General features: G+C 66.1%; 22 protein-coding genes. 20 read left to right on the forward strand and 2 right to left on the reverse strand.

Annotated elements, in window-relative coordinates; all coding sequences use genetic code 11:
• Positions 1 to 3 precede the first annotated feature (3 nt).
• Complete coding sequence (locus ACYVHH_RS05105) at positions 4 to 1,662, reverse strand: MBL fold metallo-hydrolase (protein WP_460564011.1); 1,659 nt, start codon at positions 1,660 to 1,662, stop codon at positions 4 to 6.
• A 145-nt stretch (positions 1,663 to 1,807) separates the two neighbouring features.
• On the opposite strand from ACYVHH_RS05105, the gene ACYVHH_RS05110 reads away from it, so the two are divergent.
• The 12 genes from ACYVHH_RS05110 to ACYVHH_RS05165 all read left to right on the forward strand — a co-directional run bounded on the left by ACYVHH_RS05110 (position 1,808) and on the right by ACYVHH_RS05165 (position 13,920).
• Complete coding sequence (locus ACYVHH_RS05110) at positions 1,808 to 2,476, forward strand: OmpA family protein (protein ID WP_460564012.1); 669 nt, start codon at positions 1,808 to 1,810, stop codon at positions 2,474 to 2,476.
• A gap of 24 nt (positions 2,477 to 2,500) precedes the next feature.
• Positions 2,501 to 3,385, forward strand: a complete 885-nt coding sequence (gene dapF / locus ACYVHH_RS05115; protein ID WP_460564014.1) for a diaminopimelate epimerase — start codon at positions 2,501 to 2,503, stop codon at positions 3,383 to 3,385.
• Between the two features lie 29 nt (positions 3,386 to 3,414).
• Entirely contained in the window at positions 3,415 to 4,119 is a 705-nt protein-coding gene (locus ACYVHH_RS05120) for a DUF484 family protein (RefSeq protein ID WP_460564015.1), read from the forward strand.
• Positions 4,120 to 4,131: 12 nt separating this feature from the next.
• The gene (locus tag ACYVHH_RS05125; RefSeq protein WP_460564016.1) at positions 4,132 to 5,214 is read left to right on the forward strand and encodes a tyrosine recombinase XerC; all 1,083 of its coding nucleotides are present in this window, start codon (positions 4,132 to 4,134) and stop codon (positions 5,212 to 5,214) included.
• A gap of 95 nt (positions 5,215 to 5,309) precedes the next feature.
• Positions 5,310 to 5,708 carry a DsrE family protein gene (locus ACYVHH_RS05130; protein WP_460564201.1) on the forward strand — a complete coding sequence of 133 codons (399 nt, stop codon included), beginning with the start codon at positions 5,310 to 5,312 and terminating at the stop codon, positions 5,706 to 5,708.
• 97 nt (positions 5,709 to 5,805) lie between these two features.
• Entirely contained in the window at positions 5,806 to 6,990 is a 1,185-nt protein-coding gene (locus ACYVHH_RS05135; RefSeq protein WP_460564017.1) for a class I SAM-dependent rRNA methyltransferase, read from the forward strand.
• A gap of 78 nt (positions 6,991 to 7,068) precedes the next feature.
• Complete coding sequence (locus ACYVHH_RS05140) at positions 7,069 to 8,175, forward strand: CobW family GTP-binding protein (protein ID WP_460564018.1); 1,107 nt, start codon at positions 7,069 to 7,071, stop codon at positions 8,173 to 8,175.
• A gap of 195 nt (positions 8,176 to 8,370) precedes the next feature.
• Entirely contained in the window at positions 8,371 to 8,853 is a 483-nt protein-coding gene (dksA, locus tag ACYVHH_RS05145; protein WP_460564019.1) for an RNA polymerase-binding protein DksA, read from the forward strand.
• Between the two features lie 57 nt (positions 8,854 to 8,910).
• Positions 8,911 to 10,659 (forward strand): STAS domain-containing protein, encoded by a 1,749-nt coding sequence (locus ACYVHH_RS05150; RefSeq protein WP_460564020.1) that lies wholly within the window; start codon positions 8,911 to 8,913, stop codon positions 10,657 to 10,659.
• Between the two features lie 2 nt (positions 10,660 to 10,661).
• Positions 10,662 to 11,225, forward strand: coding sequence for an ATP-dependent protease subunit HslV (gene hslV / locus ACYVHH_RS05155; protein WP_460564021.1), 564 nt, complete (start codon positions 10,662 to 10,664; stop codon positions 11,223 to 11,225).
• Positions 11,222 to 12,547, forward strand: coding sequence for an ATP-dependent protease ATPase subunit HslU (hslU, locus tag ACYVHH_RS05160; protein WP_460564022.1), 1,326 nt, complete (start codon positions 11,222 to 11,224; stop codon positions 12,545 to 12,547). The genes hslV and hslU overlap by 4 nt, the downstream gene beginning before the upstream one ends.
• Before the next feature lie 2 nt (positions 12,548 to 12,549).
• Positions 12,550 to 13,920, forward strand: coding sequence for a sodium:solute symporter family transporter (locus tag ACYVHH_RS05165; RefSeq protein ID WP_460564023.1), 1,371 nt, complete (start codon positions 12,550 to 12,552; stop codon positions 13,918 to 13,920).
• 634 nt (positions 13,921 to 14,554) lie between these two features.
• Here the strand turns inward: ACYVHH_RS05165 and ACYVHH_RS05170 are convergent.
• The gene (locus tag ACYVHH_RS05170) at positions 14,555 to 15,028 is read right to left on the reverse strand and encodes an acyl-CoA thioesterase (protein WP_460564025.1); all 474 of its coding nucleotides are present in this window, start codon (positions 15,026 to 15,028) and stop codon (positions 14,555 to 14,557) included.
• Positions 15,029 to 15,227: 199 nt separating this feature from the next.
• Between ACYVHH_RS05170 and ACYVHH_RS05175 the strand changes: the two genes are divergently transcribed.
• From ACYVHH_RS05175 to ACYVHH_RS05210, 8 genes are all read left to right on the forward strand, one after another.
• Positions 15,228 to 16,034 carry an ABC transporter ATP-binding protein gene (locus ACYVHH_RS05175; RefSeq protein ID WP_460564027.1) on the forward strand — a complete coding sequence of 269 codons (807 nt, stop codon included), beginning with the start codon at positions 15,228 to 15,230 and terminating at the stop codon, positions 16,032 to 16,034.
• Positions 16,035 to 16,083: 49 nt separating this feature from the next.
• Positions 16,084 to 17,076, forward strand: coding sequence for an ABC transporter substrate-binding protein (locus ACYVHH_RS05180; RefSeq protein ID WP_460564203.1), 993 nt, complete (start codon positions 16,084 to 16,086; stop codon positions 17,074 to 17,076).
• 39 nt (positions 17,077 to 17,115) lie between these two features.
• The gene (locus ACYVHH_RS05185; protein WP_460564028.1) at positions 17,116 to 17,895 is read left to right on the forward strand and encodes an ABC transporter permease; all 780 of its coding nucleotides are present in this window, start codon (positions 17,116 to 17,118) and stop codon (positions 17,893 to 17,895) included.
• Positions 17,896 to 17,912: 17 nt separating this feature from the next.
• Positions 17,913 to 18,665 (forward strand): SDR family oxidoreductase, encoded by a 753-nt coding sequence (locus ACYVHH_RS05190; RefSeq protein WP_460564029.1) that lies wholly within the window; start codon positions 17,913 to 17,915, stop codon positions 18,663 to 18,665.
• Positions 18,666 to 18,784: 119 nt separating this feature from the next.
• Positions 18,785 to 19,282, forward strand: coding sequence for a cupin domain-containing protein (locus ACYVHH_RS05195; RefSeq protein ID WP_460564204.1), 498 nt, complete (start codon positions 18,785 to 18,787; stop codon positions 19,280 to 19,282).
• A gap of 35 nt (positions 19,283 to 19,317) precedes the next feature.
• A complete protein-coding gene (locus ACYVHH_RS05200; RefSeq protein ID WP_460564030.1) occupies positions 19,318 to 20,175 on the forward strand; it encodes an alpha/beta fold hydrolase in 858 nt (285 codons plus the stop codon).
• Entirely contained in the window at positions 20,172 to 21,002 is an 831-nt protein-coding gene (locus tag ACYVHH_RS05205) for an IclR family transcriptional regulator (RefSeq protein WP_460564031.1), read from the forward strand. Before ACYVHH_RS05200 ends, ACYVHH_RS05205 begins: the two co-directional genes overlap by 4 nt.
• The gene (locus ACYVHH_RS05210; protein WP_460564032.1) at positions 20,999 to 22,660 is read left to right on the forward strand and encodes a thiamine pyrophosphate-binding protein; all 1,662 of its coding nucleotides are present in this window, start codon (positions 20,999 to 21,001) and stop codon (positions 22,658 to 22,660) included. Before ACYVHH_RS05205 ends, ACYVHH_RS05210 begins: the two co-directional genes overlap by 4 nt.
• Positions 22,661 to 22,662: the final 2 nt, after the last annotated feature.

The raw sequence follows: 22,662 nt of genomic DNA on the forward strand, positions 1-22,662 counted from the left end.
GCTTCAGAGGTTGAAGCCGCCCAGGCTCTCGATGCGCTCCACATGGGCCAGCAGCGAACGCTTGGCCACCGGCCACAAGCGTGGAGGCACGTCGTCGTAGGCGAGCTTGACCCAGTCGTCATGACTGCCGTGGGGCAGGGCGCGCATGGCAGCGGCCACCTTGGCTTCCCGCTTGAGGCGGTGCGCCTTGAGCTGGGCGATGGCCTCGGGTGCGTGGCCCAGCACGTAACCGTGGGCAGGCAGGATGAATTCGATGCCGTGTTCGCCGCACGCCTGGCTGAGCAGGTCCAGCGAGCGCAGGTAGGCGTCCATGTTGCCGTCGGGCGGGTCGACCACCGTGGTGCTGCCGTTGAGGATGTGGTCGCCGCTGAAGAGCAGGCCGTCCTCTTCCAGCACCAGGCACACGTGGTTGGCCGCATGGCCAGGGGTGTGCAGCGCGCGCAAGGTGTGCGTCACGGTGCCATCGGGGCTTTGCAGCACCAGCTGTTCGCCGTGGGTCAGTTCACGTTCCGGCACGAAGTGGCTGTTGGCACGCGACGTGGCGGCGCTGGCCAGCCCCAGGATGGGGGGCTTGGGTCTGCCTTGTTGCGCGCAAAGCGCCTGCAGCACCGCCGCGCCGGGGGAGTGGTCGGGGTGGGAGTGTGTGCAGACGATGGCGCGGATGTCGCCCCCGGCGGCGCGCCACAGGCGCTCCAGATGGGCGGCGTCCTCCGGACCAGGGTCGATGGCGATGTGGCCGGTGATCGGGTCGCCCACCAGGTAGCTGTTGGTGCCCGGGCCGGTCATCACACCCGGGTTGGGCGCGGTGAGGCGTTGCACGTTTTTCAGCAGGCTTACGGGGTGGTCGCTCTGCCAGTCCAGGGGGTGCAGCAGCTGGCCGTCCGGGCATACCAAGGCCAGTTCGCCGAATGGTGCCTCGTGCTCCATGTAGCGCGCTTCCTTGCCCTCCAGCCATCCGGCGCGGGGGCAACTGGTCCACAACGGTTCTTCGCTCGCGGCGCAGGCGGCCAATACCGAGGCGACGCTGGCGTGCCCGCTCAGCCGCTCCAGGGTGCGCACCGTGGGAAACACCATGAAGAAGTCGCCCGCCGCGTGGCGTGCCAGGGCGTCCGCCGGGCGAACCCAGACCGGCTCGAACTGCTCGTTGCCGTCGGCTTCGGGTGTCTGCCCTTCGGGCATGCGCGCCACCAGGAAGGGCACGTCGAAGCGCCGGGGCAGGTCGCGGTCGGTGACCCAGCGTGCCAGCACGAACACCTCGTCCGCCGCCAGGCGCAAACCGCGTTCGGCGCATTGCGGGGGCAGTGGCGCCACGCGCGAAAGCGCGGCTATGTCCTCTTGCCCGGCCCAGCGTCCGTCGGCATGGCGCGCCAGCAATACGCCCAGCTCCTCGAAGCTTTCGCGGATGGCTGCGATGGCCTGGGTCAGTCCTTCGTGGTCCTGGCCGGGGCGCCGGTCGGCCAGGCCGTGAGCCTTGGCGTCTTCCGGGTCGATACCGCCACCGGGAAAGACGTACGCTCCTGGCGCGAAGCTGGCCGTCATGGAGCGGCGGGTCATCAGAACTTCCAGGCCCTGAGCCGTGTCGCGCAGGAGCAGAACCGTGGCGGCCGCGCGCGTGGGCGCGGCTTCCCGTTGCGGGTGAATGAGTTGTGAGGGGCGAACCATGCCCGCCATTGTGCAGCCCCGCGCGTGCAGGCGTGCAAGAGTCGTAAAGGTGTGTAAACACGCTGGGGCAAAGTTGTACGCCGCAGCGGTTGAGGCGCAAAATGATGAGAGCGGCAATGAGCTGCTAAAGAACAAGGAGAGAACGATGACGAGAAACGGTCAACGCTTGAAATGGACCCTGGTCACGGTGGCTGCCGCCGTGGTGCTGGGCGGTTGCGCCAACATGTCCGAGGAACAGAAGAGCGGCACCGCCAAGGGCGCTGCCATCGGCGCTGTGGCGGGTGCGGTGCTGGGCGCCGCCACCGACGGCAGCAAGGGCGCCGTGCGGGGCGCAGCGATCGGCGCTGGCGTGGGCGCCGTGGGCGGGCACGTCTGGTCCACCCGCATGGAAGAGCAGAAGCGCCAGATGGAGGCCAGCACCCGCGGCACGGGCGTGGAGGTGACGCAGACGGCCGACAACCAGCTCAAGCTCAACATCCCGAGCGACGTCTCCTTTGACGTTGGCCGTGTCGACATCAAGCCCAACTTCCGCCCCATCCTGGACACCTTTGCGCAGGGCCTGGTGCGCAACCCGGCGGCGCGTGTGAGCATCATCGGCCACACCGACAGCACGGGCAGCGACGCCATCAACAATCCCCTGTCGGTGAACCGTGCCGCCAGCGTGCGTGATTACCTGACTGCGCGAGGCGTGCCGGTGGCGGCGATTGCGATTGACGGGCGAGGCTCGCGTGAGCCCGTGGCCAGCAACGACACCGCTGATGGCCGCGCGCGCAACCGCAGGGTCGAGATCTTCATGGCCGAGCCTGCGCGTTGAGGTGCGTGGAACGATAATGCGCTGATGCGCATTCCATTCACCAAGATGCAGGGCGCGGGCAACGACTTTGTCGTGCTCGACGAGACGCGTGGCCGCTTTGGCCTGAGCGCCGCCCAGTACCGTTTCCTGGCCGACCGGCACTTCGGTGTCGGTGCCGACCAGATCCTGACCGTGCGGCCTGCGCCGCACGCAGGGGTCGATTTCGAATATGTCATCCACAACGCCGATGGCGGCGAGGTGGAGAACTGCGGCAACGGCGCCCGCTGTTTTGTGCGTTACGTGCACGAGCATGGCCTGACCCGCGAGCCTGTGGTGCGCGTGCAGGTGCACGGCGGCCAGATGACGTTGCGCCTGAACGATGACGGCCGCGTCACCGTGGACATGGGCGCGCCCGTGTTCGACTTGCCCCAGGTGCCTTTCGATGCCACAGGGCTGGCGCCGCTACCCAGAGGCGGCTGGCAGGTCTGGCCCTTGCCGCTGGCCCTGCCAGGCGGTGCGGCATCGGCCGAGGTCGCCGTGCTGTCCATGGGCAACCCGCATGCCGTCTGTCTGGTGGATGACGTAGAGACCGCTCCCGTGCTGGAGTGGGGGCCGCTGATCGAGCGCCACACAGCCTTTCCCCGGCGGGTCAACGCCGGCTTCATGCAGGTGATGAGCCGCAGCGAAGTGAAGCTGCGCGTGTACGAGCGCGGCGCGGGCGAGACCCTGGCCTGCGGCACCGGTGCCTGCGCCGCCGTGGTGGCGGGCATACGCCTGGGCCTGCTGGACGAGCGTGTTGATGTCCACGCCCGTGGCGGTCGGCTCACCATCGCCTGGGCGGGGTTGGCTGACCTGTCGGCCCCGGTCATGATGACCGGCCCGGCCGTCACCGTGTTCGAAGGCGCCATCGACGTGCCTGAACTGACCTGACTTTTCCCAACACCCTACCTGTAGCCGGAGTGCCTGCCTTGGACACCAACGCCTTGCCACCGATCACCGAAGACGACATCGCCCAGTTCCTGGTCAACACCCCCGACTTCTTCGAGCGCCATGCCGAATTGCTGGCTGCCGTGCAGTTGACCAGCCCGCACGGCCAGCGGGCCGTGAGCCTGCAGGAGCGCCAGGCCGAGATGTTGCGCGAGAAGATCCGTCACCTGGAGCTCAAGGCTGTCGAGATGATCCGCCATGGGCAGGAGAACGTGAGCATCGCCGACAAGCTGCAGCGCTGGACGCGCCAGCTGCTGCTCACGCGCGATGCGGCGGACCTGCCCGAAGTGATCGTGAAGGAGATTCAGGGGCAGTTCCAGGTGCCTCAGGCCGCCATCAAGCTGTGGGGCGTGGCCCCGGCGCATGCCGATCAACCCTGGGCGCAGGGGGCAAGTGCGGATGCGCAGGCGTTTGCCGTGTCGCTCACGCTGCCCTATTGCGGCAACAACCCCGGGCTGGAGGCTGCTCAGTGGCTGGGTGACCCGTCCGCCGCCGCGTCCATCGCCTTGTTGCCGCTGCGTGCCAGCGAGGGCGCGCGCGCCTTTGGCCTGCTGGTGCTGGCGTCGGGTGATCCGCAACGCTTCCACGCCTCCATGGGAACGGACTTTTTGGAGCGCATCGCCGAACTGGCGGCCGCCGCGCTCACCCGCCTGCTGCCTGAGGGCGGCGAGGCCTGACGCAGGTCCCGCATGGCGGCGCGACCGGCTTCCCGGCGTTCCCGCGCGAAAAACCTGCCGGGTGCGGCGCAGGGACCTGATGCGGAAAGCGCGCAGCTGTCTGCCGAAGACCAGGCCTGGCTGGACCGCTACCTGGAGCACGTGCGCGTGGAAAAGCGCCTGGCCGCCCGCACCCAGGACCTGTACGCCGAGCACCTGCAAGGGTTGGCCCGCCGCTGCGCCCAGGAGCACCTGACGCTGGCCGCTGTGCGCGACGCCCATGTGCGCCGCTGGGTTGCGCAATTGCGTGCCAGCGGGCGCGAACCGCGCGGCATTGCGCTGGTGCTGTCGAGCTGGCGGGGCTTCTACACCTGGCTGGGGCGGCAGGGCCTGATCAACGTTCACCCGGTGCAGGGCGTGCGCGCCCCCAAGGCCGGGCGGCCGCTGCCCAAGGCGCTCGGCGTGGAAGATGCCCTGCGGCTGGCCGATCACGAACCTGAGCAAGACGACCCGGTGCTGGCTGCGCGTGACCGCTGCGCGACCGAGCTGCTCTACGGCAGTGGCTTGCGCCTGGGCGAATTGCTGGGCCTGGACGTTGCGGCCAGCCCCCTGGCCCGGGGGTGGATAGACCCCGAGGCGGGCGAGGCACACGTGCTTGGCAAAGGGGGCAAGTGGCGCACGGTTCCCGTGGGGCAGCCCGCATTGAAGGCCTTGGCCGATTGGCTGGTGCAGCGGCCGTTGTGGGCCAAGGATGACCGCGCCTTGTTCGTGGGGCAGCGCGGGGCCCGCCTCACGCCGCAGGCCTTGCGCCAGCGCCTGCGACAGCGCGCCGTGCAGGCGGGTTTGATGGCGCCAGTGCACCCGCACATGCTGCGGCACAGCTTTGCCAGCCACCTCCTGCAGTCCAGCGGCGACCTGCGTGCCGTGCAGGAACTGCTCGGGCACGCCAACATAGGCACCACCCAGGTGTACACGCGCCTGGACTTCCAGCATCTGGCGAAGGTGTACGAGGCGGCGCACCCCAGGGCCGGCAAGCGCCCCACCCCGGAGGCCAGCCCAGGGGAAGACCCTCAGACGGCGGGGGACAGGGTTAGCCCTCTACCATTGAAGAAGTGATTCTTCACAATATTGGAGAATTCTGATTTGCCCTTGCCGGGCGCCTTTTGCACAGGAGATGCACGATGTTGAAATGGATGACGGCCTTCAAGGCCATGCTGCTGGGGCTGGTGTTCAGCGTGTCCGCGTACGCGGCCGACAACGTCAAGGTGGTCTATCACATGAGCGAGGGCATTCCCCAGGCATCGCGTGCCATCCAGAACATCCGCAACCACCTGGCGGCCGACCCCACGGCCAAGATCGTGGTGGTCACCCATGGCCTGGGCATCGACTTCCTGCTGGAGGGCGCCACCAACCAGATGGAGCAGCCCTTTGCTGGCGCCGTGAGCGATCTCGCGTCCAAGGGGGTGGAGTTCCGCGTGTGCAACAACACGCTGGTCTCGCGCAAGATTTCCGCCGACAAGCTGCTGATGGAAACCAAGATCGTGCCTTCCGGCGTGGCTGAAGTGGCTCGCCTGCAGGCGAAGGAAGGTTTTGTCTACCTGCGGCCCTGAGCCTTTGCTTGGGTGGCAGCTGCAAGCCGGGCGTGTCCCGGCTTTTCTTTTTCCTTCGCCGGGCGGCGGCTTGTGCGCCGGGCCACAATAGCGCCCCATGAAAACCATCCGACTCAAGCCCGGCAAGGAAAAGTCCCTGTTGCGCCGCCACCCCTGGGTGTTTGACGGCGCCATCGCCAAGGGCGGCGGGGACCCTGGCGAAACCGTGCGCGTGGAAAGCCATGATGGTGACTTCCTCGCCTGGGGCGCCTTTTCACCGCAGTCGCGCATCCGTGTGCGGGTGTGGAGCTTCGATCAGGCGCAGCGCATCGATGCGCCCTTCCTGGCATCGCTGGTGAAGCGCGCCGTTGAACTGCGTGCCAGCTGGAACCTGCCCAGCGACGGCGTTCGGCTGGTGCATGGCGAATCCGATGGGCTGCCCGGCCTGGTGGTGGACCGCTACGGCGACACGCTGGTGGCACAGTTCACCAGCTGTGGTACCGAGCGCTGGAAGGCTGTGCTGGCCGACGCCCTGCTGGAAGCCACCGGCCTGCAGCGCCTGTACGAACGGTCCGACGCCAGTGCCCGTGGTCTGGAGGGCCTGCCCGAAGTCACCGGCTGGCTGCGTGGCGGCGGCGAGACGGCGCTCACCATCCAGGAGCACGGCTGGCGCCTGGGGCTGGACGTGGCGCACGGCCACAAGACCGGCTACTACCTGGACCAGCGCGACAGCCGCCGCGACTGTGCCGACTGGGTGCGCCGCCTGGGCCTGCGCGAGGTGCTCAACTGCTTCAGCTACACCGGCGGCTTCACCGTGGCCGCCCTGGCGGGCGGTGCACAGCATGTCACGTCCGTCGACTCGTCCGGCCCGGCGCTGGAGCAGGCGCGGGAGAACGTGGCCCTCAACGGCTTCGACCTGGCTCGCACCACCTGGCTGGACGCCGATGTGAACGCAAGCCTGCGCGCCTTCCTGGCCGAAGGCCGCCAGTTCGACGCCATCGTGCTCGACCCACCCAAGCTCGCGCCCACGGTGGCTCACGCCGAGCGCGCGGCGCGCGCCTACAAGGACATCAACCGGCTGGGCCTCAAGCTGCTGCGCCCCGGCGGCGTCCTGTTCACCTACTCCTGCTCTGGCGGCATTGGCGTGGAGCTGTTCCAGAAGATCGTGGCCGGGGCCGCGCTGGACGCGGGTGTGGACGCCGCCATCGTGCAGCGCCAGGGCGGCTCGGCCGACCACCCCGTGTCGCTGAACTTCCCCGAAGGCGAATACCTCAAGGGGTTGGTGGTTGTAAAGCGCAGCTGATCCCCGGTCTTGACAGCCGCACTACACTGATTGCAAGGGCCCCGCAACGGGCCATTTCTTCCTTTTTTCTGATCCACCATGGCACTTATTCCCGCCACCATCCTCACTGGCTTCCTGGGCTCCGGCAAGACCACCCTGCTCAAGCGCGTGCTGTCCGAAGCGCACGGCCAGAAGATTGCCGTCATCGAAAACGAGTTCGGCGAAGAGAACATCGACAACGACATCCTGGTGGCCGACACCGAGGAGCAGATCATCCAGATGAGCAACGGTTGCGTCTGCTGCACCATCCGCGAAGACCTGCGCAGCACGCTGCAGCTGCTGGCGGCCAAGAAGCGCAAGGGCCAGCTTGACTTCGAGCGCGTGGTGATCGAGACCACCGGCCTGGCAGACCCGGGCCCCGTGGCGCAGACCTTCTTCATGGACGACGAGGTGGCCGAGAGCTACCTGCTGGACTCCATCGTGACGCTGGTGGATGCCAAGCACGCTCAGCAGCAGCTGGACGACCGCCAGGAGGCGCGCCGCCAGGTGGGCTTTGCCGACCAGATCTTCATCAGCAAGGCCGACCTGGTGGACGACGAGGCGCTGGACGACCTGATCCACCGCATCAAGCACATGAACCCGCGCGCGCCCATCGAGAAGGCGCATTTCGGTGAGGTGGCCATCAGCAAGGTGCTGGACCTGCGCGGTTTCAACCTCAACGCCAAGCTCGACATCGATCCCGACTTCCTCAAGGTGGACGACGGCCATGACCACAGCCACTGCGACCACGACCATGGCCATTGCGAGCATGAAGGCCACGACCATGGCCACGAGCACCACCACCATCACGAGCATGGCGAGCACTGCGACCACCCGTCGCACAAGCACGGCCATCACCACCACCACGACGATGACGTGAAGAGCTTCGTGTACCGGGCAGAGCGCCCGTTCGACCCGGTGAAGCTGGAGGATTTCCTCGGCGCCATCGTGCAGGTGTATGGCCCCAAGCTGCTGCGCTACAAGGGCGTGTTGAGCATGAAAGGCACCGACCGCAAGGTGATCTTCCAGGGCGTGCACCAGCTCATGGGCAGCGACCTGGGCCCGCTGTGGGGCCCCGACGAACAGCGCCTGAGCAAGATGGTCTTCATCGGCATCGATCTGCCCAAGGACATCCTGATCCAAGGGCTGGAACAGTCCCTCGCTTGACCGCTTGCCGTTGTAAGCGCCAAATCCGGCACAAATGGGTACAATCGGCGCCGCCGAAAAGCCCGCCCGGTGTATAAGCGGGTATAACTACAACAGGCGAAACGCTGAGCCGCCATTCCCGGGGCGGCGCGCCACGAGGCCAGCGTTCCTCACCCGCCCTGAGCGGTCACTTTTTCACCCAAGATCGAGCGAGCCATGACAACCACTGTCCAATCTCCCGCCCGCAAGGACCCCAAGCTGGCCAACAACTGGAAGAGCAAACCGCTGGAGGCCCTGACCGACGAGGACTTGCTGGCCATGCCCGACAGCGAGTACATGAACGATGTGCAGCTGGCTTACTTCCGCCGCAAGCTCGTGCAGCTCAAGCAGGACATCCTGGTGAACGCTGGCGAGACCACCGAGCACCTGCGTGAAGACACGGTGGTGGTGCCAGATCCTGCGGACCGCGCCACCATCGAGGAAGAGCACGCCCTGGAGCTGCGCACGCGCGACCGTGAGCGCAAGCTGCTCAAGAAGATCGAGCAGGCCATCGCCCGCATCGATGCCGGTGACTATGGCTACTGCGACGAAACCGGCGAGCCCATCGGCGTCGGCCGTTTGCTGGCACGTCCGACGGCCAGCCTTTCCATCGAAGCGCAGCAACGCCGGGAACTCAAACAGAAGCTTTTCGGGGATTGAGGCCCTGTTACCGCCACGACAACAAGACATACGCATGCGTGAGCGGATGAAACGACCATGAGCAAGGGAGAATCCGGCGGCGGTTTTCTGTCCAGGGTGGCCCAGTTCGTCAGGCATCCGACGGCGAACTGGTCGGAGCTGGACGACCGGCTGCCCGGCGCCGGTACCGAGCAGGACCGGCGTGCACTCAAGGCCGCCATCGAGCGCAAGCGGCGCAACGACCAGATCCGCCGGCGCGAATTTGAGTTTTTGCGGGAAGCGCTGGTGCGCAAGCGGGCGCAACAGGCCAATACCGTTCAGGCGGGTGGCCAGGACCCGTTGTCCAGTTCCCCCCCCACCGATCCCGACAAGGCTCGAACCATCGAGAAAATCGCCCGGATCGAGGCGCAGATGGCCCAGCATTGGCTGAGCCGCCAGGGCGAGTCCGGAGGACGGGCTGTTGCCCCGGTGCGTATCGGCAGCGGGACTTCGATTCCCGACCGGCTGGAAGGCGGCGTCACCATTCCCGCGCATTTGCAGGCCAGCGACGGCAAGCCCTTGCGGCCCATGCCCGCCGCGTCGTTGCCGATCGACATGATCCCGGACGATTCTGGCGGGGGTATGCCAACGCCGAGCCACCAGATGCCTCAGGCCATCGAGGAGGCCGCCGTTCGGTTCGCCAACGCTGACGACCTGGAGGCCGAGAGGGTGTTGCGGGCGCTGATGGCCCAGGAAGTCAACACGCCGAACGCCAGGCTGGCGTGGCTTGCTTTGCTGGATGTCTTTCATGGCCAGGGGAACCTGGAGCGCTTTGAGGAGACTGCGGCGGAGTACGCGGAAGCGTTTGCCGTGCCGGTGCCTCGCTGGCCTTCGGGCATGCCCGCGCTTGGCGCGTCCGCGGGGGCGTCTGCGCAGCCGGGTGGCACACCAGCTGCTGGCGCGGCGGTCTGGGTCTGCCCGCCGTTTCTCGACGCCGATGCCGTGCAGTCGCTGAAGTCCGTGGTCGGGCAGCCGGGCCAGGTGAAGTGGCTGGACTGGACGGAACTCGTCTCGGCCGACATCGCCGCCGCCGAGGTGTTGTTGTCGGAGGTCCAGCGCTGGCTGGGCGAGCCGGTGGTCTTCCGGTTTCTGGGCAGCAGCGTTCTCCGGCGGCGCCTGAAGGCCAGCACACCGTCTGGCCGCCGTGAAAACGAGCCGGTCTGGTGGCATTTGCGCCTGGCGCTGCTGCGCATGATGCACCGCCCGGAGGAATTTGATCTCGCCGCTCTCGATTTCTGTGTCACCTACGGGGTTCTGCCACCGCTGTGGGAGGCGCCGGTGTGCGGCTTTGAACTGGCCGACAGCCTGCCCACGGAGTTTGCGCAGACCGCACCACTGGAGCTGGAAGGCGCAGCCTTGCAGGAGCCCATACGGCCGCTGGTGACCCAGCTGGGCGGGCTGGATGTTCTGGAATGGCCGGCGATGGCGGGTGACACGCAGTTCTTCAGCGGCACGCAGATGGGTGTTGCGGCCCATGGGGTTGCCGCCGACGCCAGCGGGCCGCCCAAGCCGGTGCTGACCGGTGTGCTTCAAGGCGAAATCGGGACGGCGCTGGCAGACCTGCAGGCCGCGCTGGATGCCCACTCGCCATCACAGGTGTTTGCCATCGACTGCCTGGGGTTGCGCCGCATCGATTTTGTGGCAGCGGGCAGCCTGATGCAGTGGCTTCTGGCCGCCATGTCGCGGGGCGTTCGGGTCGAGCTGACCCAGGTGGGGCGGCTGGTGGCTGCCTTCTTCCATGTCGTGGGTATTGACGAGGCCGTGACCGTGCGCCTGCGACAATACTGAGCATGGAACACAAGGATTCTTCGCTTTTCTACGGTACCACCATCGTCTGCGTGCGCCGCGAAACGCCCGAGGGCGTGCAGGTGGCCATCGGCGGTGACGGCCAGGTCACGCTGGGCAATATCGTCGTCAAGGGCACGGCGCGCAAGGTGCGCAAGCTGCACCATGGCCAGGTGCTGGCGGGTTTTGCCGGTGCCACGGCTGACGCCTTCACCCTGTTCGAGCGTTTCGAGGCCAAGCTGGAGAAACACCAGGGCCACCTCACGCGCGCTGCCATTGAGCTGACCAAGGACTGGCGCACAGACCGCGTTCTGCGCCGCCTGGAAGCCATGCTGGCCGTGGCCGACAAGACGGCCAGCCTCATCATCACCGGCAACGGCGACGTGCTGGAACCCGAGTACGGCATCGTGGCCATCGGCTCGGGTGGCGCCTACGCCCAGTCTGCGGCCAAGGCGCTGCTGGACCACACCGCGCTCAGCGCCGAGCAGATCGTGCGCGAGTCGCTAAAGGTGGCCGGTGAGCTTTGCATCTACACCAACATGAACCACACGGTCGAGGTGCTGGCATGAGCAGCATGACCCCCCAGGAAATCGTGTCCGAATTGGACGCGCACATCATCGGCCAGAAGGCCGCCAAGCGCGCCGTGGCCATCGCGCTGCGCAACCGCTGGCGCCGCCAGCAGGTGGACGCCAAGCTGCGCCCCGAGATCACGCCCAAGAACATCCTGATGATCGGCCCCACCGGCGTGGGCAAGACCGAGATCGCGCGCCGCCTGGCCCGGCTGGCCAACGCACCCTTCATCAAGGTCGAGGCCACCAAGTTCACCGAAGTGGGCTATGTGGGCAAGGACGTGGACAGCATCATCCGTGATCTGGTGGACATGGCCGTGAAGCAGACGCGCGAGGCCGAGGTGGCCAAGCTGCGCACCCGCGCCGAAGATGCCGCCGAGGAGCGCATTCTGGACGCGTTGCTGCCCCCGCCCCGCCTCGGCGACCACGAACCGGCGCCCGACAGCACGGCCCGCCAGGTGTTCCGCAAGAAGCTGCGTGAAGGCCTGCTGGACGACAAGGAGATCGAGCTGGAACTGGCAGCGGCCCAGCCCATGATGGAGGTGATGACTCCCGCAGGCATGGAAGAGATGGCCGAACAGCTGCGCGGCATGTTCAGCCAGTTCAACGCAGGCAAGCGCAAGACACGCAAGCTCAGAATAGCCGAGGCGCGCAAGCTGCTGATCGACGAAGAAGCGGGCAAACTGATCAACGAGGAAGAGATCAAGCTGCAGGCGGTGAACAACGCCGAGCAGAACGGCATCGTCTTCATCGACGAGATCGACAAGGTCACCAGCCGCAGCGAAGGCGCCAGCACGGGCGAGGTGTCGCGCCAGGGCGTGCAGCGCGACCTGCTGCCGCTGGTGGAGGGCACCACCGTGTCCACCAAGTACGGCCCGATCAAGACGGACCACATCCTCTTCATTGCCAGCGGCGCCTTCCACCTGAGCAAGCCCAGTGACCTGATCCCGGAATTGCAGGGGCGCTTTCCCATCCGGGTGGAGCTGCAGTCGCTCTCGGTCGCGGATTTTGAGGCCATCCTCACGCAGACCCACGCCAGCCTGGTGCGCCAGTACCAGGCGCTGCTGGCCACGGAAGGGGTGACCATCGAGTTCACGCCCGAGGGCATCACCCGCCTGGCGCAGATTGCCCACGACGTGAACGAACGCACCGAAAACATTGGTGCGCGCCGCCTGGCCACGGTGATGGAGCATTTGCTTGACGAGGTGAGTTTTGACGCTGCACGGCTGGAGGGCCAGACCGTGACGGTGGACGCCACTTACGTGAACGCCCGCCTGGGCGAACTCAGCCGCAACGACGACCTGTCGCGCTACATCCTATGAACATGCTGTATGCCACCGCAGTTGCCCTTGGGGCGGCACTGGTTTTCTTCGTCTGGATCGGCCTGCGTGCCCGCACGGCGGGCGGCGATCTGGACGAGTACCTGACCGCGCGCAATTCCCAGAGCGCATCGACCCTGGGGCTGTCGTTCCTGGCGTCGGGGCTGGGCGCGTGGATTCTCTTCGTGCCGCCCGAAGTGGGGGCCTTCGTTGGGCCGCTGGGCGTGGCGGGCTACGCCCTGGGCGCGGCGTTCCCGTTCATCGTGCTGGCCTGGTGCGGCCCCGCGATCCGGCGCCTGCTGCCCCAAGGGCGCAGCATCACCGAGTACGCGCAGGCGCGTTTCGGCGCCGGCCTGCGCCATTGGGTGGCGGCCATTTCGGTGCTGTACATGCTGTGCTTCCTCACGGCGGAGCTGACGGCCATTGGCGGCATCACGTCCCTGCTGTCGCCCCTGCCGGGCAGTGTGGCGGTGGTTGGCGTGGCCGTGGCTACCTTGATCTACACCGCCTGGGGCGGTTTGCGCGCCAGCCTGGTGACGGACCGCTGGCAGGTCTGGCTGTTGCTGGCCCTGCTGGCGCTGGTGCTGGGTGTGGCCTGGCAGAGTCTGCCCACTGATCCCCGACCGCTGGTGTGGCCCACGATTCCGGTGGGGGATGCCCTGCAGGTGGCGCTGACGCTGATCATTGCCGTCACGGCGGCCAACCTGTTCCACCAGGGCTACTGGCAGCGGGTGTGGGCTGCGCGCGATGACCGCGAGCTGGTGCGTGGCGGCTGGCTGGGCGGGGTGACGTCCGTGGTGGTGGTGGCCGTGGTGGGCATGGTCGGTGCCTGGATGGCCGGCACCGGGCGCGAGCTGGGCTCGCCGCCCACGCCGTTCTTTGCGATGCTGGCCGAGTCACCTTCCTGGCTGGCCATCCCGGCCTTGCTGCTGGCCGTGGCATTGGTGGCGTCTTCGGTGGACACCTTGCAGAACGGCATTGCTTCGCTGCTGGTGACGTCGCGCAAGGGCACGTCGTTGGCGGCTGCACGCTGGATCACGGTGCTGTTGATGGTGCCGGTGGTGGTGGTGGCCTTGCAGGGCATTTCTGTGTTGCGCCTGTTCCTGGTGGCCGACCTGCTGTGTGCCACGGCGGTGGTGCCGGTGTTGCTGGGGCTGTGGCGCCGCATGACGCCTCTGGCCGCGATTGGCGGTGCGGTGGCGGGGCTGGTGGGGGCTGTGTTGCCAGGGTGGGTGTCGCATGCCAGCCTGGCCCAGGGGCTGCTTCAGGCCAGCTTTCCCACTGGTGTGCCTACGCTGGCCCCGTTCCTGGGGGCGTTGGTGGCGTCCAGTTTGGTGAGTCTGCTGCTTTTGTCTTTGGGGCGCAACAGGGCATGATCTGAGGCGCGCAGAGTTTGTGTGCGAGGTGCATGCGATTGATGCGCCTCGCTTGCTGCGGCAGGCCTGGCCCTGCGGGGGCTCATGCTGTGACGGTCGGCACCTTTGGCGCCGACTCCGCTGAGTCCACCTGTCTGGGGCCGGTGCGGCGGAACTCACTGCGCGCTTGCAGCGCTCCGCTCGGACAGCCGCCGCAAGTCAGTTACGAAGCGCGCTAACGCGTGCCCGGCCCCAGACAGGCGGCCACAGCCGCCACAGAAATCGCCCCCACAGGGCCAGGCCTGCCGCAGCCACCAAGAATGGTGGTACGCAACCGTTGATGTGCCAACAATGCTTCTGCCAAGGCGTGTGTGCCCAGGGGCTGGCGCGCCTGTCGAGGTGCCGAGAAGCGCAGAGGCCGTGGCCAGCGCGCGTGAGCGCGCTTCGTCATCTAGCTTGCGGCGGCTGTTCAAGCGGAGTGAGCAAAGCGAACGAAGCGAGTTCCGCCGCGTGGCCACGGCATCGAGCATCGCAGGGGAGCCGGTGCGTAGCACCGGCCGCCTCGTTGAAGCGCCAGCCCCTGGGCGCACATGGCTTGGCCGCCAATTCCTGAGAGCGCCCAAGCCATGGCCGTCCATGGCAACCGCCGCGTCAGTCACTTGATGGCTGCGAAGCGCTGCTCCATTTCACGCCGCATGGTTTTGCGCACCTCGGCCGCGGCATGGCGGCGGCGCTCGTCTGGTGTGAATGGGCGCAGGGGCGGCACCGCGACAGGCTTGCGTTCGTCGTCCACCGCCACCATGGTGAAGAAACAGCTGTTGACGTGCCGTTTTTCCTGCGTGCGGATGTTCTCGGCAATCACCTTGATGCCCACCTCCATCGATGACGTGCCCGTGTGGTTCACCGAGGCCAGGAACGTCACCAGTTCGCCCACGTGAATGGGCTGGCGGAACATCACCTGGTCCACACTGAGCGTGACCACATAGGTGCCTGCATAGCGGCTGGCGCAGGCATAGGCCACCTGGTCCAGCAGCTTGAGGATCGTGCCCCCGTGCACGTTGCCAGAGAAATTGGCGGTGTCGGGCGTCATCAGCACCGTCATCGTCAGTTGGTGGGCGGGCAGTTCCATCGCAAGATCCTCTCGGCAGTGTGAGACGGTGGGGTAGTGCTCCCGATCTTACGGGAGACAGCGCGTCAGTCCGTGTGAGAACCTAGGGTTTTCCTTACCCGACTTTTTTGTAAAGGATTGGTCACGGACCCATGGATAGGTGTACCATTGATTCCGTAATGAATCAACGTTTCACAAATGAAACGAAAAAGGATAGCAGATGTCTACGGATCCTTCTTCCAGCGTCCCTGCCATTGAGTTCATTGGTGTGGAGAAGCGCTTTGCAGCACGGGGCAAGTCCGCGGAGGTGTTGGCTGCGCGTGACGTGAACTTTTCCATTGCCCCGGGCGAGGTGGTTTCCATCATCGGGCCTTCCGGATGCGGCAAGAGCACCCTTCTGAACATGGGGGCCGGGTTGTCGAAGCCCTCCAAGGGTATCGTGAAGGTCGGCGGTGAGGTGGTGACCGGCCCGAACCGGCACGTGGCCTTCATGCTCCAGAAAGACCTGCTCATGCCCTGGCGCACCATTGCGCAGAACGTGGAATTCGGCCTGGAACTGCGGGGCGTCAAGGCGGCCGAGCGGCGCGAGACCGCGGAACGCCTGCTGGCGCAGTGTCACTTGAAGGGGTTTGGCAACCACTACCCGAACCAGCTTTCCGGCGGCATGCGTCAGCGCGCAGCCATGGCGCGCACCTTGGCGGTGGACCCGCTGGTGCTGCTGATGGATGAGCCGTTTTCGGCGCTTGACGCGCAGACAAAGATGATTCTGCAGCAGGACCTGGCGCAGACCGTCAAGGCGCATGGCAAGACGGTGGTCTTCATCACCCACGACCTGGCCGAAGGGGTGGCGCTGTCAGACCGCATTCTCGTGATGAGCGAGCGCCCCGGAACGATCGTCGAGGAAATCATCGTCGACATCCCCGACCGAGAAAACCCGATGCAGCGCCGCAAGCACCACAGCGTGGGGGACTACGTCTCCCGGTTGATGGACCTGCTCAAGCTTGACGCGCATGCAGACGTGCACTGACCCTTCCCTTTCAACCCAACCTCAACTCCCGGAGCCCGTGATGAAAAGTATGTCGTCTTTCCAGGCAGCACGCCGTCTGTGTCTCTCTTTGGTGGCAGCAGGTGCATTGTCCGCGCCGTTCGCAGCCAGCGCGCAACAGCAGGAAGTTACCTACCTGTTGCCTGCCCCCGGAACGCTGCCCGCCTTTGGTCCGTGGATGCTGGCGCAGGCCAAGGGCTACTACGAGCAAGAGGGGTTGAAGGTGAACTTCGTCACGGCGCGTGGCGGTGTGGACGTCGCCAAACAGATCGGTGCGGGCAACGCCGTAATTGGCGGTGCCATTGGCGACACCCCCATCATCGCCCGGTCGCAGGGCATTCCCGTCAAGGCTGTGGCGGTGATGGGCGCCGGGTCGCTGACGCAGCTGGTCAGCCACAAGGACGAGAAGATCGAGAGCCCGCGTGAGTTGAAGGGAAAGACGGTGACCGTGCTGGCCTACACCGACACCACCTACTACGCGTTGCTGGGCATGCTGAGCAAAGTGGGCCTGACCAAGAATGACGTGAACATCCAGGCCGCCGGACCCGCAGGTGTGTGGCAGCAGTTTGCCGCCAAGAAGGCCGTGGCCATGGCTGGCGTGCCCGATTGGACTGTCAGCTCGATCGAGGCCGGTGCCCAGGTCGACATCATGCCCGCCGACATCTACTTCAAGAGCATGGCGCAGGCCATCCTGGCATCGGACGAGACGATTGCCAAGAACCCTCAACTGATTCAGAAGCTGGTGCGCGCCACGCTCAAGGGCATGAAAGACATCATGGCCGACCCGAAGGGCGCAGCCGCCGCCTACGTGAACCACGTGCCGGTGCACAAGGGTAAGGAGGCCAGCATCGAGAAGGCGTTCGAGCTCTACAACAAGTACGTCTACGCCGCGCAGAAAGTACCCGGAACCATGGACGAGGCGCGCCTAGGCGAGTTGCAGAAGTTCTACGTTGCCAACGGCATCGTACCCAAAGAGGTCCCGCTGAAGGAGCTCTACACCAACCAGTTCGTGGCGGCCAAGTAAGCCGGCACGGGTTCTACGTATCCTTTCCGAAGCAAGAAGATGCAAAACGAACGTATCGTCACCACTGCCTGGAGCCTGGCGGTCCTGGTGGCTTTTCTCCTGGCGTGGGAGTTCGCTCCCGGCTTGTTGGGGGTTCCGGAATTCGTGCTGCCGCCCTTCAGCGCCGTGGTGAACGAGCTTGGGCGAATCTGGGGTGGCGAGCGTTTGCTGTGGCATGCGGGCATCACCGCCCTGGAGGTGGTGGTGGGCTTCGTGCTGGGGTCGGCGCTGGGCGCGGTGATCGGGTATGCGCTCGGGGTCTCACCGCGTGTGGAAGCGGTGCTGTCGCCATACCTGCTGGCCCTGCAGATTGCACCGAAGGTTGCGTTCGCGCCGCTGTTCGTGATGTGGCTGGGCTACACGGTCTACCCAAAGATCCTGGTGGCCATCCTCATCGTCTTCTTTCCCGTGCTGATCAACGTCCTGTCGGCCATGCGGGCGATGGATGGAGACCTCATCAACCTGGCGCGCTCCTTCTCTGCGACACGTTTTCAGGTGTTCCGCATGGTCGAGTTCCCCACGACGCTGCCCCCCCTGTTCTCGGGCTTGCGCATTGCCAGCACGCTGGCAGTGATCGGGGTGGTGGTCGGTGAACTGGTCGGCGGCAACATGGGGCTGGGTTACCTGCTCGTCTTCTTCGAGGGGCAGGGCAACACCGCTGGCGTGTTCGTGGTGATCGCAGCGCTGACGGTGATTGGCATCGTTGCCTATTACGCAGTGGTGCTGGCCGAGCGCAAGGTTCTGCATTACCTGCCCAGCGCGCAGCGCGCAGGTGCATGAGCGCGGCGGAGCAAGCCATGACACAAGAAATTCGCCTGGAAGGCCGCAAGGTCCTGGTCACCGGCGCGGCTCGCGGCCTGGGAGCCAGCTTTGCCAGGGCCTTGGTGGAAGCAGGGGCACGTGTAGCGATCAGCGACGTGCTGCACGAGCAAGGGCAGGCGCTGGCGCAGGAGCTTGGCCCTGCCGCCTGTTACGTTCCGCTTGACCTTCTTGACGGCGCAAGCATTCGCCAGGGGGTGGACGCCGCCGCCCGGCACATGGGTGGTATCGACGGGCTCATCAACAACGGCGCCATCACCAGCTCCGGCGGCAGAACGATGGACGAGTTGACCCCTGAGACGTGGGACCTGGTGATGGACGTGAACGTCCGCGGGACGTGGCTGGTCACGCAAGCGGCACGGCCGCACCTGGCTGCCAGCGGCCAGGGGCGCGTGGTCAACGTGGCGTCGGACACCGCGCTTTGGGGGCCGCCCAAGCTGCTGGCATACGTGGCCAGCAAGGGCGCCGTGATTGCCATGACCCGGTCTCTGGCGCGTGAAATGGGCGAAGAGGGCACCACCGTCAACGCCATTGCGCCAGGTCTCACCCTGGTGGAAGCCACCGAATACGTGCCGCAGGAGCGTCACGATCACTACATGAAGGGGCGTGCCATACAGCGCGCCCAGGTTCCCGGTGATGTCAACGCCGCTGCTCTGTTCCTGTTGAGCAAAGGCAGCGGTTTCATCACTGGTCAGTTGCTGCCCGTGAACGGCGGCTTCGTCATGCATTGAGGAGAGTACACATGAATGCACCTTTGCCCACTGCCGCTGTCGCGGCCAACCAGCCCCTGTTCAACGAGCGCGGCCTGCTAGACGCAAGCATCCCGAGCGAGGCCGAGATCCAGGCCTCCATGCTGCAGCAGCCTGGCCAGAGTTTTGCCGAATGGATGGAAAGCCGCGTGGCACGCAAGTCCACCCGCCGCTACGACTGGGACGCGCTGAAGTTCCAGGCGGACTACGACTCGAAGTACCGCCGCGCCCAGATGCGGTACGTGGGAACAGGCGGCACCGGTGTGGCCACGGACAGCAATACCGTGCCTTCGGCGCACTTCACTTTCTCGACCATGGTCATCCCGGCGGGCAACATCGGTCCGTCGCACATCCACTACGACGTGGAGGAAATCTTCTTTGTCATGCGTGGCGCCATGAAGGTGATTTGCGAGAAGGACGGCCAGCGCTGGGAAGCCGTGCTGGGCGAGCGTGATCTGATTTCCGTGCCGCCTGGTGTTTACCGCGAGGAGCACAACATCGGCGATGAAGACGCGCTCATGTGCGTGATGCTGGGCTCGCCGAAACCCATCACGCCCGTGTACCCGCCGGACTCCCCGCTCGCCAAGATCAAGCGTTGATGGTGCAAGCCACGAACCGACGCCCCGGAGCACCTGTGCAGATCAGTCCGCAACAAGCCCTTGACCGTTTCCCCGCTCAGTGCGTGGAAACGGCTGGCGGCCGCGTCCAGTACCGCAGTGCGGGCAAAGCGTCCGCCGTCACGCATGTGCTGTTGCATGGCATCGGGTCGGGTTCTGCCAGTTGGGTTTACCAGCTGCTTCAGGCACAGGACCGGCCTGACCTGCGCTTGTTGGCCTGGGATGCTCCAGGTTACGGCGCGAGCACGCCGGTCGCGCCGCCTTCGCCGCTGGCAAGCGATTACGCCCTGCGGTTGTGGCAGTGGCTGGATGCCTTGGGCGTGACGGATGCCGTGGTGCTCGCGGGCCACTCCCTGGGCGCGCTCATGGCGGCCAGTGCGGCCTGCATGCGCCCAGCGCAGGTGAGCCGTGTGGTCTTGCTTTCACCGGCACGCGGGTATGGCGATGCCGGCCCGCAGGAGCGAGAGGAGAAGCTGGCCAGCCGCCTCGGCACATTGGAGCGGCTGGGGCCTCAAGGCATGGCTGCGGCCCGTGGCGCGGCCATGCTGTCGCCGCACGCTGCGCCAGAACTGATAGAGGCCGTGCGCGACACCATGGCGCAGGTGGACCCCGCTGGTTACGCGCAGGCGGCCCGCATGTTGTCCAACGGCACTCTGCTGCGCGATGTGGCAGCTCTGACGTGCCCTGTCAGCGTGGCAAGTGGCGAGGCCGATACGATCACGCCGCCGGCGGGCTGTTCGCTGGTGGCCCGGCAGGCGGGACAGGACTGGTTGAACCTTGGCTCGGTGGGACATGCATGCCCGCTGGAAGCCCCGGCACCCGTCAATGCCTTGCTGGGTCTGACCCTGTCCGAGACGAAGGAGGCGACCACATGACCGACGACACCAAGAACGACGACCGTTACACCGTTCCCGCCCTGGCGCGCGGCCTGCAGCTGCTGATGCAGTTCAACCGTGAGGAGAGGCAACTCTCCGGTGCCGAACTGTCGCGTCGACTCGATCTGCCGCGCGCTTCTGTCTTTCGCATGCTCTACACCCTGGAGCAGGGCGGGTTTGTCGAAAAGGCGGACGACGGTGTCAGCTACAAGCTGGGGCTGGCGGTGCTGCGCCTGGGTTTCGAGCTGCTGGCGTCCATGGAACTGACCGAGCATGGCCGTCCGGTGATCGAGGAGCTGCGCGACCGCAGCGGCTACTCGGCCCACATCGTGGTGCGCGACGCCCGCGAGGTTGTCTTCATCGCCAAGGCTGCGGGGCGCAACGCCATGTTCCATTCCATACAGGTGGGCGCGCGCCTGCCGGCCCATGCCACGGTGCTAGGGCGGCTGCTGTTGTCCGACCTCGACATGGCTGCGCTGTCACTGCTGTACCCGGACACGCCCCTGCCTTCCTACACGCCCAAGACGCCCACCACCCTGGCCCAGCTCAAGGCGCTCATCGACCAGGACCGCGCCAAAGGTTACGGCGTCAGCATGGGCGGGTACGAAACCGGCATTTCCACCATCGCAGCCCCTGTGTTCAACGACCGGGGCGAGGTGGCCGCCGCCATCAGCATCTCGGTTCCGGCGCAGCGCATCGACGACGAAGCCCTGCCGCCGCTGGTCGCCATGGTCCAAGAGGCCGCCTCCCAATTGACCGAACGCATCAGCCACCTGCCCAGCCGGGGAGGTTGGCCACAGAAATCCTCAGACAAAAGAGTCACATGAGCACGACACCCACCATCACCGTTGGCGAACTGGTCGCACGTTTCCTGGAGCAGTGCGGGGTCAAGGCCGCCTTTGGCGTGATCTCGATCCACAACATGCCCATCCTGGACGCCTTTCATACCCGCAGCCGGATCCGATTCGTTTCGGCGCGGGGCGAGGCCGGCGCCTGCAACATGGCCGATGCCTATGCCCGCGTCAGCGGCTCGCTGGGCGTGTGCGTCACAAGCACGGGAACGGGCTGCGGAAACGCAGCCGGTGCGATGGTGGAAGCAATCACGGCAGGCACGCCCCTGCTGCACCTGACGGGGCAGATCGAGTCCCCCTATCTGGACCGTGACCTGGGCTACATCCACGAGCATCCGGCCCAGCTGGCGATGCTCAAGGCCGTGGGCAAGGACGCGTTTCGCATCCGCAACCCGGAGACCGCGCTGGCCACCCTGCGCGAAGCCGTGCGCCTTGCCCACACACCGCCCTGCGGCCCGGTGAGCATTGAAATTCCGATCGACGTGCAGAAGATGCTGATGCCTTTGCCGGCCGATCTGTCGCCCTTGGCCATTCCCGTGGTGAGGCCCGATCCGGCGGCTGTTGACGCCCTGGCCGAGCGGCTTCTGAAAGCGAAGCGCCCCCTGTTGTGGCTGGGTGGCGGCGCGCGTGGCGCCGGTCCGGCGGTGGAGCGCCTGGTGAAGATGGGCTGGGCCGTGGTCACGTCGGTGCAGGGGCGTGGCATTTTGCCCGAGGACCATCCGGCATCGCTGGGTTCCTACAACCTGCAAAAGCCGACCGAGGAGTTTTACGAGACCGTGGACGCCCTGTTGGCCGTGGGTACCCGGCTGCGCAGCAACGAGACGCTGAACTACAAGCTCAAGCTGCCTCGCACACGTTACCGCATCGATGCCAACGTGCTGGCCGACAACCGGGGTTACGACGCCGACTGTTTCGTCCATGGCGACGCCCGCCTGACCCTGGATGCCCTGGCTGACCGGCTGGAGGGGCGCATGCACATCGACCCCGAGTACGCTGGCGATGTCAGGCGGACCCGTGCCGAGTCCGCAGCACTCGTGGACGCCACCCTGGGCCAGTATGTCAAGCTCAAGAACACATTGGGTGAGGTCGCGGGCAAGAACATCTGGTGGGTGCGCGACATCACCCTGTCCAACAGCATGTGGGGCAACCGCGCACCGGTGCTGGACCATCCGCGTGCGGGCGTACATGCACTGGGCGGGGGCATAGGCCAAGGCCTGGCCATGGGCGTTGGCGCCGCAGTGGCCGATGCCGAGTTTGGCCTGGGTCGCAAGACTGTCTCCCTGTGCGGCGACGGTGGCTTCATGCTCAACGTGGGCGAGCTGGCCTGTGCCGCGCAGGAGCGTGCCGACGTCACGTTCATCGTGATGAACGACAGCCGCTATGGCGTGATCAAGAACATCCAGGACGACATCTACGGCGGTCGCCATTGTTACGTTGAACTGCACACGCCCGACTTTGCGCAGTTCTGTGCGAGCCTGAAGGTACCGCACTTCAGGTTGAGCGATCCCGCCGCCACCCGCGAGACCCTGCAGCAGGCTCTGGGCATGCGTGGCCCCGTGGTGGTTGAGGTGGACATGAACGCCTGGGGGCCGTTTGCGGTGAAGTTTGCAGGCCCGCCCAAGAAGAAGGATTGACC

The sequence above is a fragment of the Hydrogenophaga aquatica genome (assembly GCF_054780915.1).